Origin of the sequence: Limosilactobacillus antri DSM 16041 (genome assembly GCF_000160835.1) — a bacterium.
GTDB lineage: Bacteria > Bacillota > Bacilli > Lactobacillales > Lactobacillaceae > Limosilactobacillus > Limosilactobacillus antri.
In genome coordinates this window covers 60,117-75,010 of the sequence record NZ_GG700738.1, presented here as the reverse complement: position 1 = coordinate 75,010, position 14,894 = coordinate 60,117, and the positions used below count along the sequence as shown (strand labels likewise).

10 protein-coding genes are annotated in these 14,894 nt (G+C 55.3%); 4 read left to right on the top strand and 6 right to left on the bottom strand.

Translation table 11 applies throughout. From position 1 onward, the window contains the following. Both HMPREF0494_RS09900 and HMPREF0494_RS09895 read left to right on the top strand, forming a co-directional pair. Complete coding sequence (locus HMPREF0494_RS09900; RefSeq protein ID WP_007124831.1) at nt 1-657, top strand: YdjY domain-containing protein; 657 nt, start codon at nt 1-3, stop codon at nt 655-657. Nucleotides 658-661: 4 nt separating this feature from the next. Continuing rightward, a complete protein-coding gene (locus tag HMPREF0494_RS09895) occupies nt 662-1,045 on the top strand; it encodes a hypothetical protein (protein ID WP_007124830.1) in 384 nt (127 codons plus the stop codon). Between the two features lie 196 nt (nt 1,046-1,241). Here the strand turns inward: HMPREF0494_RS09895 and HMPREF0494_RS09890 are convergent, their stop codons facing one another. Continuing rightward, complete coding sequence (locus HMPREF0494_RS09890; RefSeq protein ID WP_040459060.1) at nt 1,242-5,519, bottom strand: 2-hydroxyacyl-CoA dehydratase; 4,278 nt, start codon at nt 5,517-5,519, stop codon at nt 1,242-1,244. A 172-nt stretch (nt 5,520-5,691) separates the two neighbouring features. Here HMPREF0494_RS09890 and HMPREF0494_RS09885 point away from each other — a divergent pair, with 172 nt between their 5' ends. Then, nucleotides 5,692-6,297 (top strand): TetR/AcrR family transcriptional regulator, encoded by a 606-nt coding sequence (locus HMPREF0494_RS09885; protein WP_007124828.1) that lies wholly within the window; start codon nt 5,692-5,694, stop codon nt 6,295-6,297. Between the two features lie 85 nt (nt 6,298-6,382). Here the strand turns inward: HMPREF0494_RS09885 and HMPREF0494_RS09880 are convergent, their stop codons facing one another. After that, nucleotides 6,383-8,602 (bottom strand): alpha-galactosidase, encoded by a 2,220-nt coding sequence (locus tag HMPREF0494_RS09880; RefSeq protein ID WP_007124827.1) that lies wholly within the window; start codon nt 8,600-8,602, stop codon nt 6,383-6,385. A 216-nt stretch (nt 8,603-8,818) separates the two neighbouring features. Between HMPREF0494_RS09880 and HMPREF0494_RS09875 the strand changes: the two genes are divergently transcribed. After that, nucleotides 8,819-9,649 carry an AraC family transcriptional regulator gene (locus HMPREF0494_RS09875; protein WP_040459059.1) on the top strand — a complete coding sequence of 277 codons (831 nt, stop codon included), beginning with the start codon at nt 8,819-8,821 and terminating at the stop codon, nt 9,647-9,649. Nucleotides 9,650-9,716: 67 nt separating this feature from the next. On the opposite strand, the gene HMPREF0494_RS09870 is transcribed toward HMPREF0494_RS09875, so the two are convergent. From HMPREF0494_RS09870 to HMPREF0494_RS09855, 4 genes are all read right to left on the bottom strand, one after another. Then, nucleotides 9,717-10,574 (bottom strand): alpha/beta hydrolase, encoded by an 858-nt coding sequence (locus HMPREF0494_RS09870; RefSeq protein WP_007124824.1) that lies wholly within the window; start codon nt 10,572-10,574, stop codon nt 9,717-9,719. 73 nt (nt 10,575-10,647) lie between these two features. After that, nucleotides 10,648-11,109: a nucleoside-diphosphate kinase gene (ndk, locus tag HMPREF0494_RS09865; RefSeq protein WP_007124823.1), complete on the bottom strand. Its 462-nt coding sequence runs from the start codon at nt 11,107-11,109 to the stop codon at nt 10,648-10,650. 66 nt (nt 11,110-11,175) lie between these two features. Further along, nucleotides 11,176-13,494, bottom strand: a complete 2,319-nt coding sequence (gene helD / locus HMPREF0494_RS09860) for an RNA polymerase recycling motor HelD (protein WP_007124822.1) — start codon at nt 13,492-13,494, stop codon at nt 11,176-11,178. 113 nt (nt 13,495-13,607) lie between these two features. Then, on the bottom strand, nt 13,608-14,780 hold the full coding sequence (locus HMPREF0494_RS09855) for a cation:proton antiporter (RefSeq protein WP_007124821.1): 1,173 nt from the start codon (nt 14,778-14,780) through the stop codon (nt 13,608-13,610). Nucleotides 14,781-14,894: the final 114 nt, after the last annotated feature.

The window sequence follows — 14,894 nt, the reverse complement described above, 5'->3', positions numbered from 1 at the left end:
ATGAACTTAAAGAAATTCTTCATCGGGCTCGCCGCGGCCTTTTCACTTGTGGCGGTCGGGACCAGCGTCAGCCAGAGTAACACTGCCTACGCGGCCGACCAGAAGATTGTCGTTAACAAGGCTAAGAAGCAGGTTGAATACCCAGCCGTGGTTAACGGGACCTACTTTACCCAACCAACCCGGCACCTCTGTGTTTACAAGAATGGTTCCAACGGTGACAAGGCCGTTCTGCGTGGTGAAGCCAGCGAAATCACCTTCTACAACGACCTGAAGAAGATCGGTGCCAAGCCCGGTAACAACCTCCGGCCAGCAGATATGAAAGCTGTCAAGGGCCAAGGTAAGCGGGTTGAAGGTAGCAAGCTGAACATCTACATCAAGTGGAAGGGTCACAAGGCTGTTCCCATTCAGGACTGCATTAAGTCCACTAAGAAGTACAAGACCGACTTCCGCTTTGGTGGTAACCTCGGCCGGGCCCAAACGATGAACACTGGTTGTGTCACCTGCTTTGACAGTTGCTCAACCGGGATCGTTTCTGACCACGCCTGGCCAACTGGTTCCACTGAACCTAACCACGTCGTTAAGTTCTACGGGAACCAAAAAGTTCTACCAAAGGATGGGACCCACGTTACGATGATCGTTAAGTTAGCGGAAAAGTAAGGTCATGAAGCTACTTACCGTAACCTACAACAGCTTGCTTTGGAGTCTGCTATTAGCAACCTTCCTCTTCAACTACACCTGGCTACAGATGCGGGTGAACATCGGCTACCTGTTTTTCGCCCTCTGGCTAGTACTCATCATTCTTTGGGAATTAGCACTTCGCCGGCACCCGGTTAAACGGGGGTTCACGGTGGTCAACACACTACTCACCGTTGCAGTCGGCCTCCTAGTTGAAGGGCGGGAAAACCTGCTAATCATCCCCGCGGCCTTTATCCGCGAGGGGCTCCACCTCGAAAGCATTTCATTTACCAGTATCAACCTGGTACTGGCGGTAATAATTATTGGCGGCTTCCTGGTCAGCCTGTTTCGGCTCCTGAAGTCCCATTAAACAATAAAATGAGAGCGATAAAAAACGACCAAAATCGGCTAAAAAGCTGATTTTGGTCGTTTGTCTTCGAGCCCCCGTCGACGCGTAGCTAGCCTATTTGAACTCCCAGCCAGCTACTGCGCTGTTGAGGCATAATCTGTGAAATAGCAAAGAGATTGAGTTAATTCCCAGCCTTATTTTTTCTTAGCGGCAAAACTTACTGTTCGACGCTCTCCTGGGCCAGCTTCTTCTTGGCAGTCGCCATCATCAGCCGAATCCGGTTGAGCTGGTTAACCACCGACGCACCAGGATCGTAGTCAATCGGCATCAGGTTGGCGCCCTGATACTCGCGGCGCAGCTCCTTGAGCATCCCCTTGCCGACGATGTGGTTTGGCAGACAGCCAAACGGCTGCATACAGACGATGTTGTTAACGCCGGAGCGGAGGAGTTCCACCATTTCCGCCGGCAGAAACCAGCCCTCGCCGGTCATGTTGCCCAACGATAGGACTGGCTTAGCCCCGGCAACCACGTCCTCCCACGGCGTAATCCCGGTGAAGCGCTTGGAAGCCCGGAGCGCCTCATCCATCGGCTTTTCGGCCTGCCGGATCAGCTTCAGCAGGACCTCGGCAAAGATCTGCGAGCTCTTCTTGGCGCCCAAGTGGCGGTGACGGTAGACCTGGTTATAGAGGGAGTAGTTCATGAAGCCGACAATATCAGGAACCACCGCTTCGGCCCCCTCGGCCTCGATCGTTTTAACAATGTCATTATTGGCAATCGGTGAGTATTTAACGAGGATCTCCCCAACGACACCGACCTTTGGCTTTACCACGCTGCGTTGCGGAACCGTGTCGAAGTCGTGGACGATTGCCGCCACGTTGCGCTTAAACTCCTTGAAGCTGCCGTTCTCAACGTTGGGCCGAACCCGGTCAAGCCAGTCCTCATACAGGGCGTTGACCTGGCCCTTCTCCACCTCGTAGGGCCGGGTATGGTAAACCAGCCGTTCAAAGAGGTCGCCGTACAGGAAGGCAATTGCGGTCCGTTTAACCAGCGGTAGGGTAAAGGTAAAGCCCGGCGTGGTTTCAACCCCCTGGTTGCCGAGTGAAATCGACACTACCGGGACCTGGCCAAAACCGGCGTCCTTTAAAGCCTTCCGAATCAGCGGCACGTAGTTAGTGGCCCGGCAGCCGCCCCCGGTCTGGCTCATCATCACGGCGGTATGATCGAGGTCGTACTTGCCGCTTTGCAGTGCCTCGACCATCTGTCCAATCGAAATAATCGCCGGGTAGCAGGCATCGTTGTTGACGAAGCGGGTGCCCACGTCGACCGAGCGGCGGTCCTGGACCGGCAGGTTGACCACGTTGTAGCCGGAGGCCCGCAAGGCCACATCCACTAGCTTGTGCTGGTGGATCGGCGACAGCATCGGCAAAAGCAGGGTGTACTTCTGCCTCTTCATTTCCTTGGTAAACTTGACAGGTACCGGGTTATCATAGAGTTTTTCCGGCCGGACCCGCTTTTCAGTCCGCTCTTTGATTGCCGCCTTCAGCGACCGAATCCGGATCCGGATTGCCCCCAGGTTGTCCCCCTCATCGATCTTGAGGCAGGTGTAGAGGCGGTTGTACTGGTTCATAATTTCCTCGACCTGGTCAGTATCGATCGCGTCGAGCCCACAGCCAAAGGAATTCAGCTGGACGAATTCCAGTTCCGGCGTCTTGGCCGCAATCCGGGCCGCCGCGTACAGGCGGGAGTGGTAGGACCATTGGTTGACCACCCGCAGGCCGCGGACGTCTCCCAGGTGGGCAATCGAATCCTCAGTCAGGACGTGAAAACCGGCCGCGGTAATCATCTGAGAAATTCCGTGGTTAATCATCGGGTCGAGGTGGTAGGGCCGCCCCGCGAGGACAATCCCGTGTTCACCCTTCTGCTTGAGCATCACAAGGGTATCCTCACCCCAGTTGCGGATTTTCTGGTGGAAGGCCGCTAGTTCCTGGTAGCCGACTTCCAGCGCCGCCCGGACCTCCTGCTTGGTGACGCCGAGGTCCTTGAAGCACTCGTAGAGGTTCGCCGCCGTCGACTGGTGGTCCGCCAGGTTAAGGAAGGGGTTGCGGAAGTCAACCTGACCGTTCCTGATTTCATCGACGTTATTGCGGATCACCTCGGGGTAGGATTGGACAATCGGGCAGTTGAAGTGGTTATTGGCCGCCTTTTTCTCCTGCAGTTCGTAAACCACCGCCGGGTAGAAAATCCGGTCGACGTGGCGGTTGGCGATCAGGGCTGCGATGTGCCCGTGAACGTTTTTGGCCGGGTAGCAGACCGTGTCGGACGGGATCGTTTCCATTCCCTTGTCGTACTGCTCCTTGCTGCCCTTCGGCGACAAGATGGTCCGGAAGCCCAATTCCTTGAAGAAGGTTGCCCACAGCGGGTAATCTTCATACATATTGAGGACCCGGGGCAGGCCAACCGTCCCGCGCGTGGCCAGCTTGCTGCGCAGCGGCCGGTACTTAAAGAGCTCCTGGTACTTGCGCTCAACCAGGTTGACCTTGCCGTTATTCCGTGGGTGCTGCCCGTGCAGACGGAGGGCCCGCGCCTCGCCCCGTTCACACCGGTTCCCCGTCACAAACTTCCGCCCGTCGTTGAAAATCGTCAGGGTCAGTTCACAGTTGTTCGCACAGCCGCCACAGTGCATGTACTCCTTGTCAAAAGACAGGTTCGCCATTTCCTTCACCGACAGCAGGCTCGTCTGGTCACCGGCCCGGTAGTTCTTTTCGGCAATCAGGGCCGCGCCGTACGCCCCCATCAGGCCAGCAATGTTCGGCCGGACCACGTCAACGCCCGCGATCTTTTCAAAGGCCCGCAAGACGGCGTCGTTGTAAAAGGTTCCGCCCTGGCAGACAATGTGGTCACCCAGTTCGTCGGCGCTCCGCATCTTGATGACCTTGAAGAGGGCGTTTTTAATGATCGAAAAGGACAGCCCGGCGGAAATGTCGCCAATCGTGGCGCCCTCCTTTTGCACCTGCTTAACCTTGGAGTTCATAAAGACGGTGCAGCGGGAACCGAGGTCGGCCGGGTGCTTCGCCAGCAGGGCCGCCTGGGCGAATTCGCGGATGTCATACTTCAGGCCGGTCGCGAAGGTTTCCAGGAAGGAACCGCAGCCAGAGGAGCAGGCCTCGTTCAGTTTAATGTCCGCCAACGCCCCGTTCTTAACCGTCATCGCCTTCATGTCCTGCCCGCCAATATCCAGGATAAAGTCGACATCGGGCTGGAAGTAGTGGGCCGCCTGGTAATGGGCGACCGTTTCGACTTCACCCAGGTCCACGTTGAGGGCGTTTTTAATCAGGTGTTCGCCGTAGCCGGTCACGCAGGCTTTGCCAATCCGGACGTCCGCCGGCATCTTTTCCTGCAAGTCGCTCAGCATCTGCTTGACCTTCGCCAGGGGATCGCCGTCGTTGTTGTCGTACTCGGTAAACAACAGCTTGTGGTCGGCCGACATCAGGACAATTTTGGTGGTCGTGGACCCCGCGTCAATTCCCAGAAAGGCCGTCCCGTGGTAGTCAGCCAGGTTGCCGGCTTCAACCCGGTCCCGGCCGTGCCGTTGACGAAAGGCGGCCAGCTGGTCTTCACTTTCAAAGAGCGGGTCCAGCGAATGGGAAGGAGCCAGTACGGACGCGTCGCCATTTTCTAAGCGGTCCAACAGGATCGCCAGGGATAGTTCCGGCTGGTCAGCCGCGTACAGGGCCGCTCCCTGGGCCACGAAGAGCTGCGGGCTTTCCGGGAAGATCACTTCTTCGTCCGTCAGCTGGAGGGTTTCAATAAAGCGCTGGCGGAGCTGGTCCATGAAGTAGAGCGGTCCGCCCAGGAAGGCAACGTGCCCGCTGATCCTATGCCCCGCCGCCAGGCCGGAAATGGTCTGGTTGACCACCGCCTGGAAGATGCTGGCGGCGATGTCTTCCTTGCGGGCCCCGTCGTTGATCAGCGGCTGGACATCGGTCTTGGCGAAGACCCCGCACCGGCTGGCAATCGGGTAGATCTTTTCAGCTTTACGCGCCAGCTGGTTAAGGCCGTTGGCGTCGGTATCCAGCAGGAACGCCATCTGGTCGATGAAGGCCCCGGTTCCGCCGGCACAGCTCCCGTTCATCCGCTGCTCCAGGGAGTCGCCGAAGAAGGTGATCTTGGCGTCCTCGCCACCCAGCTCAATTGCGACGTCGGTCTGCGGGATTAACTCCTCGACCGTCTTGGTACAGGCAATCACTTCCTGGATAAACTTCAGCTGCAGGAGGCTGGCCAGGCCAATGCCGCCAGACCCCGTAATGGTAAAGGCAATTGGCGTTTGTCCCCCCAGCTCGGTGATTGTCTCCTTAATTACCCGTTCGCTGGCCGCCTTGACGTCCGCATAGTGTCGTTCGTACCGCGAGAAAAGCGTCCGGTGGCTGGCATCCATCACCACGAGCTTGACCGTGGTTGACCCGACGTCAATTCCGCCATAGAGTTTCTCTACCATCATTAATTCCTCCCCGATAATTCTCCGCACCTTTTCCGACAGTGTGTATAATATAGTTAAATATATCATTAGGCCAAAACGGCGAATAATCAATCGTCAAAATCCGGGTAGTTGTTTGTTAGGCAACAAATTCCAACATTGTGTCGGATTTTATTTAGGGAGGGAAACAGTGATGACGGTCCAGGAAGATATGCGGGTGCGGCGAACCAAGCAAAACATCATCAATGCCTTCGTCGCCTTAACCAAGGAAAAGAGTATCGACGCGATTACGGTTCAGGAAATTGCGGCCAGGGCAATGGTCAACCGGGCCACCTTTTACGCCCACTACCGCGATAAGGATGACCTCTACGGGCAGATTTTTAACGAGGCAATCGGTCTATTTACCCCCCTGCGTAACCCGCTGCTCTTTTTGAATCGCCAAGTGATGTTTACCAAGCTGGAAACGACCTTAGCGGCGGTCCTAAAGAACTGTGCCGCGAACCGCGACCTGCTCCTGCTGATTATTGACGGCACCCCCGCCCGCAAGCTGGAGCAGCAGCTCCGCCCAATTTTGACCACTAATATCGGCGGGATCCTTAACCAGTTTGGAATCACCCAGAAGAGCCCGATTCCGGAGGACCTGGTAATCACCTACATCCTCTCCATCTTTATCAGTGTCCTCTCCTGGTGGCTCCACGAGGGCAACGACCAGCACCTGACCGCTCGTCAGCTCGCCCACACTTTAATTGAGCTGGCCCTTGACGGCCACATGCACGTGCTGGGCTTGGAAATGAAATAATAACCTTTAAAACTGGAACAGTGCCTCCAGAGTTCGGCAAAATCGAACTCTGGAGGCACTGTTACGTGTAGATTGTTTTAACCCGCTATGCTTCTTTAACCACGAAGATCCGTGAGCTGAAGTCGGACGGGTCCTTCTCCGGCTTAGTCCGGTCCATAATCCGCGGGACAAAGTAACCGGCGTTCATTAATTCAACGCCGGAGAACTTCTCCTGACCGTCGTTAACCGTGTACTGCTTTTCCGGATCCATCCCGGCAAAGTACACCCGGATGTAGGCTGGGTTAGCCCCGTTGAGAATTTGGAAGCGGGCCGCAATCGCCTGCGTCCGGTCCGCGTTGACAACCTCCCAACCGTAAACGTTATCGCTAACCGTATCCGGATTTTCCAGCCGGTAGAAACGTCCAAACTGGAAGAGCCGCCGGTATTGCTTGTAAAAGGCCACCTGATCCTTAATCTCTGCCAGCTGGTCGGCCGGGAGCTTCGTAATGTCCAGCTCGTAACCAAAGTCCCCGAAGTAGGCTACCGCCGCCCGGGTCGCCAAGGAAGTCAGCCGGCCCATCTGGTCATTCGGCACGGCCGAAACGTGAGCACCCCACATCGACTGCTGGTAGCCATAGGAGGTTCCATCCTGAATCTTGATCCGTTCCACCGCGTCGGTGTCATCACTACACCATGCCTGGGGTGCGTAGTACATCATTCCAAGGTCAAAGCGGCCGCCACCCGAGGCACAGGATTCAAAGAGCACCTCTGGGAAGGCTTGGGTCAGTCGGGCATACAGCTGGTAGACACCGAGGATGTAACGGTGGGCAAATTCAAGCTGACGGTCGGCTGGCAGCTGGGCCCCGTACATTTCGGTAATGTTCCGGTTCATGTCCCACTTGATGTAATCCAGGCGGGTCTTCTTAATGATTGCGGCAATGTGGTCAACCAAGTAGTCGACCACTTCAGACCGGGTCATATCAAGCACGTACTGGTTCCGGGCGGGGGTGCTCTGCCGGCCCGGCGTGGCAATCAGCCAGTCCGGGTGGTCCGCATAGAGCTGGCTGTCGATTGAGATCATTTCCGGCTCAAACCAGAGGCCGAACTTCATTCCCCGGTCGTGCACCTTTTGGGCAAAGCCGTCAATGCCGTTAGCAAACTTCTTTTCGTCAACGAACCAGTCGCCGAGGCTGGACTTATCATCGTCCCGGTGGCCAAACCAGCCGTCATCCAGCACGAACATTTCAATCCCTAATTTGTGGGCCTCGTCGACAATCGGCATCAGCTTGTCCTCGGTAAAGTCCATGAAGGTGGCCTCCCAGTTGTTAATCAGGATTGGCCGTTCCTGGTGGGCAAAGTGCGGGTTGACCAGGTGGTCCTGGTAGAAGTCTGCCAGCTGCTGGCTAAGGGCGTTGAAGCCGTCCGCAGAGTAACTCATCACTGCTTCGGGCGTTTGGAAGCTCTCCCCATCCGCCAGGTGCCAGCCGAATTCATCCGGATTGATCCCGACCAGTACCCGGGTTGTGTCGAACTGGTCAACTTCTACGGAATCCAGGAAGTTGCCGGAATAAATGAAGTTAAAGCCGAAGACGCCGCCCTGGTTATTATCGGTATGCGGCCGGGCCAGCATGAAGAACGGGTTGTGCTGGTGGCTCGAAGCCGTCCGCAGGCTGCTAATGCTTTGCACCCCTGCGCGCAACGGGGTCCGGACCAGGTGTCGTTCCCGGGCCCAGCTTCCGGCAAACTGGACCATGTCATAATTGCTGTCCGGCAGGTCCAGCTGGGCACTCAAAGCCCGGTTGAGGACAATCTCTTCGCCGTGGTTGGTAAAGGTAGCGCTCCGGACAATCACGTCTTCCTGATCAAAAATCGTGTAGTGCAGGGTCAGCGTCACGTCGGCATAGTCATCCCGAAATTCCACGTCCAGGGTCTGGGCATCGCCGCCCTGGTCATCAAAAGACGCCGGCAGGTCGGCCAGCCGCTGCTTGCCAGCGGTAATCTGATAGCCCGCGTACTTGAATTCCGACGTCCGTGAACCGTTGTGGTAGGTGATTTGGTAGGCTGGGTAGCGGTAGTCGCCCTTTCCCAGGCCGGCGTATTCCTGCTTAATCAGTTCGAGCTGGAAGTCCGGCTGCTCTACGGTCAACGTGTTGGTGCAGTCATGTTCTTCCCGGCTGGCCAGGTTGCTGTAAGCTGGCTTGACCGGAATCCGGGGACCGTAATACAGCTGACCGGCTTCGCCATTTTCCAGGATTTTGAAAATATAGCTGGTCTTCGCCGTTTGCAGGTGAAACAATTTTTGCTCTTCATTTACGTGGATACTCATTTTGAATAACCCCTTTTATTTGTGATTGTTGAATCCGCTTTCAGCTACTATTATATTAAACTAAATTCCGGCAATCCATAGCAATTTAGCTTCATCCATGGCAAAATGATTGTAAAAACATTTTGCCATGGATGAGTTGTTACGAGCAGTTTAATCAATCCGATTGATTTATCTTTTCCAAACATATTAACCGGGAGCATGGAGGAAGCAAGCATTATGGACAGTGAATTTAAGAACCTGAATACCAACCACTTGGAGAGCAACGTCCTCTTTATCGGTCAGGACAGTTGCCCGCCAAATTACTTTTTCCGGGGCAACAACGTCCGCAGCAATTACGTCCTCCACTACATCCTCGCTGGGCAGGGGACCTTTTCGTCTGCCAACCGGCCCGCCGTTAGTCTCAAACGCGGCGATGTCTTCCTCCTGCCGAAAGACGTTCCCTGCTTTTATCAGGCAGACGGCCAGCAACCGTGGACGTACCTGTGGATTGGCTTTACGGGTACTAAGATTAAAACGATGCTTGACGGCTCCAAGCTCGGCAGCCAGCGCTACCTGCGCCAGGTCCAGGACAGCCAGTTCAGCCAGTACTTAAACCGCCTCTACGACACCCTCAAGTGCGGAAATTCCCTGGCGAACGACATCCTTGCCGAAGCGCTGACCTACCAAATGTTTTACCAGCTGGTCACCGAATTTCCCGGGAAAGCTTCCCCCACCGGCGGGAAGGCCCAGCAGCACCTCCAGTTAGCCCAAAGTTATTTAGAACAGAACTACCGGTACAGTACGTGTACGGTTGCCAGGCTCTGTGAACATCTGGGCCTCTCCCGCAGCTACCTCTACACTATTTTCAAGAAGGGGCTGACGGTTTCTCCGCAGGGCTACCTGACCCGCTTACGGATGGAAGAAGCCCGACAGCTGCTCCGGGCCTCCACCGCACCGGTCCGGGAAATTGCCAGCGGTGTTGGCTACCATGACGAGTTTACCTTTTCCAAAGCCTTCAAGCGGTACACCGGCTTTAGTCCAAGTGCGTACCGGCAGACGAGGTACTAATATATTCAAACGACCTCCAGTGCTCGGCAAAACCGAACGCTGGAGGTCGTTTGGTACTTCTTCAAGACTACTTTTCCCACAAGAATTTAATCAATGCGCGGTTAACCGCCGGATTGTCATGAAGCTTAGAATGCTGGGCATTCTTTCCATGAAAGACTTTTACTTGGTACGACTTGGCCCGGCTGGCCACCAGGTATTTGAGGCTGAGCGATGACACATTTGGAACCGTTCCATCAGTACCGTGCCCAACATCGCCAACGATATTCAGCACCGCTACCTGCCCCTTGGGGTAGATTTGCCGGACCTTGGTCATCTCCCGATAAGTCGCGTTCATCTTATTGGGCTTGCCGTTTTGCGCCAATTTGAGCCCTTGCGGCTGGCGAATTGCGGCGGGCATCCCGGCAAAATTTAATCCCGCAAAGTGCCCCGCGATGTCAACCTGCTTTTGCAACTGGGGCATCCGGGGATTCCGGCCGTTTTGCAGCTCATAATAAATAATTGAAATGTTTCCCAGCGAATGGCCAACCATGTTAACTTTATCAATTCCGTACCGTTGCTGCAGGACCCGAACCACGTTAGCGGCCCACTCCCCGTGCTTTTGAAAGTTTAACTGCCGGTTATCCTGGTAGTTCACCTCAACAATTGGGTTAATGGCGTGGCGCTGCATTGTCCCGTGCAGGGTCACCTGACCGCTCCTATTAACGTCCGCCCGAAGAACCGTCTTGGTAACGCCCGCTTTCTTGGCCGCACTAACCATTTGCTCTTCAGCGTGGTAGGAAGAACCGCCACCATGAAAGAAGAGGGTCGGGGTCGTCGATTGCACAAAGCGGCTTGTCCGCTGCTGACTGTGCCAAGCAAAGCCAGCAATTATTGCTAGGGCCGCAAGCACTAAGCCGGCTGCCCAACGCTGTGTATTCTTGCTCAATCTAATCTCATCCCTTCATTGACTGGATAGAAAAAGGCCAACCACTGGGGGTCAGCCTCGCTCAATTTTTTAGCTAGTCGTTCAAATGGGCCTTGCGGGCCTGTTCAATGTCAAACTCCGGGAACCAGATCCCAATTTCGTGCTGGGCACTCCCAACCGTATCTGACGTGTGAATAATGTTCCGCAGGTTGCCATCTGGCCATTCCCGGCCGTAGTCGCCCCGGATTGTTCCCCATTCGGCTTCACCAGGGTTGGTTGCCCCCGCCATGTTGTGGATGGCGTGAACGACATTGGTCCCGGAAACCACAATGCCGACAATCGGGCCCTCCGTCATGTATTCCAACAGTTCAGGGAAGAAGGGCTTATCAACCTTGTCGGCATAGTGCTGACGCAGTTTTTCTTCAGTTGGGATAATCATCTTGAGCGCTTCGATCGTGTAGCCCTTTCGCTCAATTCGAGTAATAATATCCCCGATGTGGCGGGTTTTAACACCATCCGGCTTGACCAATACCAACGTATATTCATCTTTTACCATTAGGGAACATCTCCTTATAAATCACTAATGATAGCGTACCATATCACCCGCCATCATGAAAGCGATTTATTTTTTATCGGCAAATTCGTGCTCAATCACCAGCTGCTGGCTCGCCGCGGAATTAATCGCGGGCGTCACCGCTCCCTTGCTCAGCAAGGTCAGCTGGTGCATTGCCCGGGTGGCCATCGTGTAAACCATCCCGACGGCATCCACGTTTGTCAGGTTGGCTGCGGAAACATCCGCGGCGATGACGGCGTCGAACTCCAGTCCCTTGGCCAGGTACACCGGCAAGACCAGAATCCCCGTCGGCAGGTCGCTGTCCCGGGCCGTCAAGAGGTGCAGGCCGTCCAGCTGGTGCTGGTGCAAAAAGCGATAGATTGTCTGGGCCTGCTCCCGGTTCTTGGTTAACACCGCGACCGATTCGTGGTCCGCCCGCTGCTGAACAGCATTTTCCAACAGGGCCTGCTTGAAGCCGGCGTCGTCATACCGGACCAGCAGGCGGGGCTTGGCACCATGCCGGGTAAAGGAAATAATCTGGTCGCCGTCCGGGAGCAGGGCCTTGGCAAAGTCGGTAATTTCCGTGGTCGACCGGTAGCTGCGGTTAAGGACGATCAGCTGGGGGTGCTTGGCATCCAGCACCGTCCGCAGTTCCTGGAGCATGGCCTGCGGGAGCTGGAGCGGCTTAAACAGGGCCTGCTCACTGTCCCCCAGCACAGTAAACTTGGCTTTAGGAAAGGCGTGCCGGAGGTAAACCAGGGTGGCCAGCGGGTAGTCCTGCATTTCGTCGATAAAGACATACTGGAAAGCACGGTTCTGACCACTGCCGGTTATCAAATCCCGCAGGTACAGCAAGGGTGCCGTGTGCATCAGCTTGATCCGGTGGTATTCGATCTCGTTCTGGTAATCGGTGATCACCCCGATCCAGTCCCGGTTGCTAATCGTTTGGGGCAGGGCGACCTGCCGCAAGAAGCGCTCATACTGGTTATAAAAATCGATGAAGTAGTTATTGTAAATGGCATCGGCGACCACCCGCAGGCGGCGCTTGGCAAGTTTGCGGGCAAGGTAGGCAAATTGGGCTTCCTCATCGGGGAAATCATCCACCGACCGTTGACCGTATAGGCGGTGCAGCTGCTGGACGTCTAACTCGTCGAGGGCCTTAGCCACCCAATCTTTCTTGGCTTCCTCCCGTACCCGGTGCTGGAGCTCGCGAATCAGCTGGTTTTTCAGCTTAACTAACCGGTCCGCAACCGACAGCGAAGCCGGTAGCCCCTGGTACAGTTCCCGAATATGGTCGGCACTGAAAAAGACCTGGCTATTAAAGGTCAAGTTAGCAAACTGAACCTCGTCGGCCGGCAACTGGTGAACGTACTGGCGCACCGCCGTCATCACCGTGGCACTTTCGAGAAAGTCAGCTGCCGCGTGCGCAGCCGTCGCTTCGCTTTGCCGCTCTTCATAGCGGTCAAAGAGGGTTTCCACTTGCAGCCCCTCAAAGCGGCGCCGCAAAAAGCCCGCCAACGTTACTTGCCGCATGTTCCGCTCTCCCAAGCTCGGCAGGACCTCTGAGATATAGTGGCTAAAGAGGTTGTTGGGACTGAATAAAACGATTTGGTCGGCGTTCAGGTCAGCCCGGCTGTGGTAAAGCAGGTAGGTAATCCGCTGTAAAATCGCCGAGGTTTTCCCGGAACCGGCCACCCCTTGCACCAGCAAGAGGTCACTGCTCGTGTTGCGGATAATGTTATTCTGCTCCTGCTGAATCGTTGCCACGATGTTGTGCATGTACTGGTCATTTTGGGCTCCCAGCGCTGCCTGAAGCAGCTCGTCCCCTACCGTTTCATTGGTATCGAACATGTTCGTGATCCGCCCATCTTTGATGGTGAACTGCCGCTTTTTAACCAGCTCGGTCGACTGGGTACCAGCTGGTGTTTCGTACTGCACCTTGCCCAGGGTACCGTTATAGTAAACTCCAGAGATGGGCGCCCGCCAATCATAGATCAAAAAGTCCGTCCGGTCGCTGTTCATGAGGGAGGCAGTCCCGATATACAGGCGTTCCGGTTCGTCTTCCCCCGGGTCTAGGATGTCGATCCGCCCAAAGTATGGGGACCCCTGAAGATTTTGCAGGGTCCGCAACTGGTGGTTGATGATGTTTTCATTTTCCGCCGCTTGGGAGACCAGCCGCCGTTGCTGTTCCAGCTCCGACCGCGATTCGGCAATATCATCGACTTCGTAGCGGTTAATCGAGGCGTTTTCGCTATAATTCTTTTCTACCGCCCGGGTTTCCTGGTGGGCTTCGTCAACCGCCTGTTCCGCCGTGGCGACCTGACGCTTGATCTCCCGCTCGACCTGGTCCACCCGCGCTTGCTCCGCCCGTTGTTCTCCTGCTTCCATTCAAGCCCCTCTTTTCTCAATTTTTATGACTATCCATTTTAGCATTTTATTGTCCCTAACCATAACGTTTCGCATAAATAAAAAAGAGGCGGCGTTTTCGCCTCACCCCTAAACTAATCTGCACCTGGCGCCGTGGGTAGCTTTTTTAATGAATGCTTCAAAATGAATGGTGCCAAGACCGTCGCCAAAATAATCACGGTAATGACGTCAGAGTAGTACATTGACGACAGCAGGTGGGCCTCGTAGCCAATCTGGGCCGTAATCAGGGCCATTTCCCCCCGGGCCACCATTCCGCTGCCGACCACGTAGGAGCTGGTCATGTTAAAACCGGCTAAGCGGGCACCGGCGCCGCAACCGATCAGTTTCGTCAGGCAGGCCAGAATCGTCATCACAATTACAAACACGAGCGACTCCGAAATGTTGTCAAAGCGCATATTAAGACCGACGCTGACGAAGAAGAGCGGGATAAAGATTGCATAGCCGATTGGTTCAAAGCTCCGGTCAATCGTTTCCTTGCGGTGGGTATTGGCGACCGCGATTCCAGCGAAGAAGGAACCGACCGCCCCGCTCAGGCCAACGTAATGGGCAATTGCGGCCATCCCCAAGCAGATAATCATCGCCATAACGGAGGGGGCCGCCTCGGTCAGCATGTGTTCACTAATCCGCATCAGGTATGGCGCCAGCCACCTTACCAGGAGGTAGGTCCCCCCGAAGAACAGGACCTGCAAGCAGAGGGCCAGCCAGAGGGGCAGGCTGCTGTGGGCGTTGCCGCCCTCGCCGTTGATGACACTAATCATAACCGACAGCATCATTACGCCAATAATGTCATCCGCCACCGCCGCCCCGAGAATGGTAGCGCCCTCCCGGCTGCTCAGCTGGTTAAACTCCCGCAGGACCGCCACGGAAATGCTGACGGACGTGGCCGCAAAAATGACCCCGATAAAGACCGACTCCGTTTTCGTGAAGCCGAAGAAATAACTGGCCGGGGCCATAATTAAGACCGGTACCAGTGCGCCCGCCGCCGCTACGAAGAAGGCCGGCTTGAGGTATTTTTTCAGCTGGGACAGGTCGCTCTCCAGCCCAGCGATAAACATTAAAATGATGACCCCGATTTCCTGAAACTCATTCATCATGGCATTCAGGTGCACCCAGTTAAGAACCGCCGGCCCCACGAGAATCCCCACGAGAATCTGCCCGATTACTTCGGGAATCTCAATCCGCCGGCAATAGTGCGCCACAATTTGTGTTAGCAGCAGCAGCCCTGCTAGGGTGGCAATAAACTCCATATCTAATCCTCCACGTTAATCTAAAAAAATCACTATGCCCTATCATAGCATAACTTGGATTATGAATTAACGACGACAGCTTTGATAATTAACGTTATAATAAGGAGTGTGGAG

Coding starts and splice junctions, on each gene's coding strand:
- HMPREF0494_RS09900 (WP_007124831.1), top strand. CDS start 1: ATGAACTTAAAGAAATTCTTCATCGGGCTCGCCGCGGCCTTTTCACTT.
- HMPREF0494_RS09895 (WP_007124830.1), top strand. CDS start 662: ATGAAGCTACTTACCGTAACCTACAACAGCTTGCTTTGGAGTCTGCTA.
- HMPREF0494_RS09890 (WP_040459060.1), bottom strand. CDS start 5,519: ATGGTAGAGAAACTCTATGGCGGAATTGACGTCGGGTCAACCACGGTC.
- HMPREF0494_RS09885 (WP_007124828.1), top strand. CDS start 5,692: ATGACGGTCCAGGAAGATATGCGGGTGCGGCGAACCAAGCAAAACATC.
- HMPREF0494_RS09880 (WP_007124827.1), bottom strand. CDS start 8,602: ATGAGTATCCACGTAAATGAAGAGCAAAAATTGTTTCACCTGCAAACG.
- HMPREF0494_RS09875 (WP_040459059.1), top strand. CDS start 8,819: ATGGACAGTGAATTTAAGAACCTGAATACCAACCACTTGGAGAGCAAC.
- ndk (WP_007124823.1), bottom strand. CDS start 11,109: ATGGTAAAAGATGAATATACGTTGGTATTGGTCAAGCCGGATGGTGTT.
- helD (WP_007124822.1), bottom strand. CDS start 13,494: ATGGAAGCAGGAGAACAACGGGCGGAGCAAGCGCGGGTGGACCAGGTC.
- HMPREF0494_RS09855 (WP_007124821.1), bottom strand. CDS start 14,780: ATGGAGTTTATTGCCACCCTAGCAGGGCTGCTGCTGCTAACACAAATT.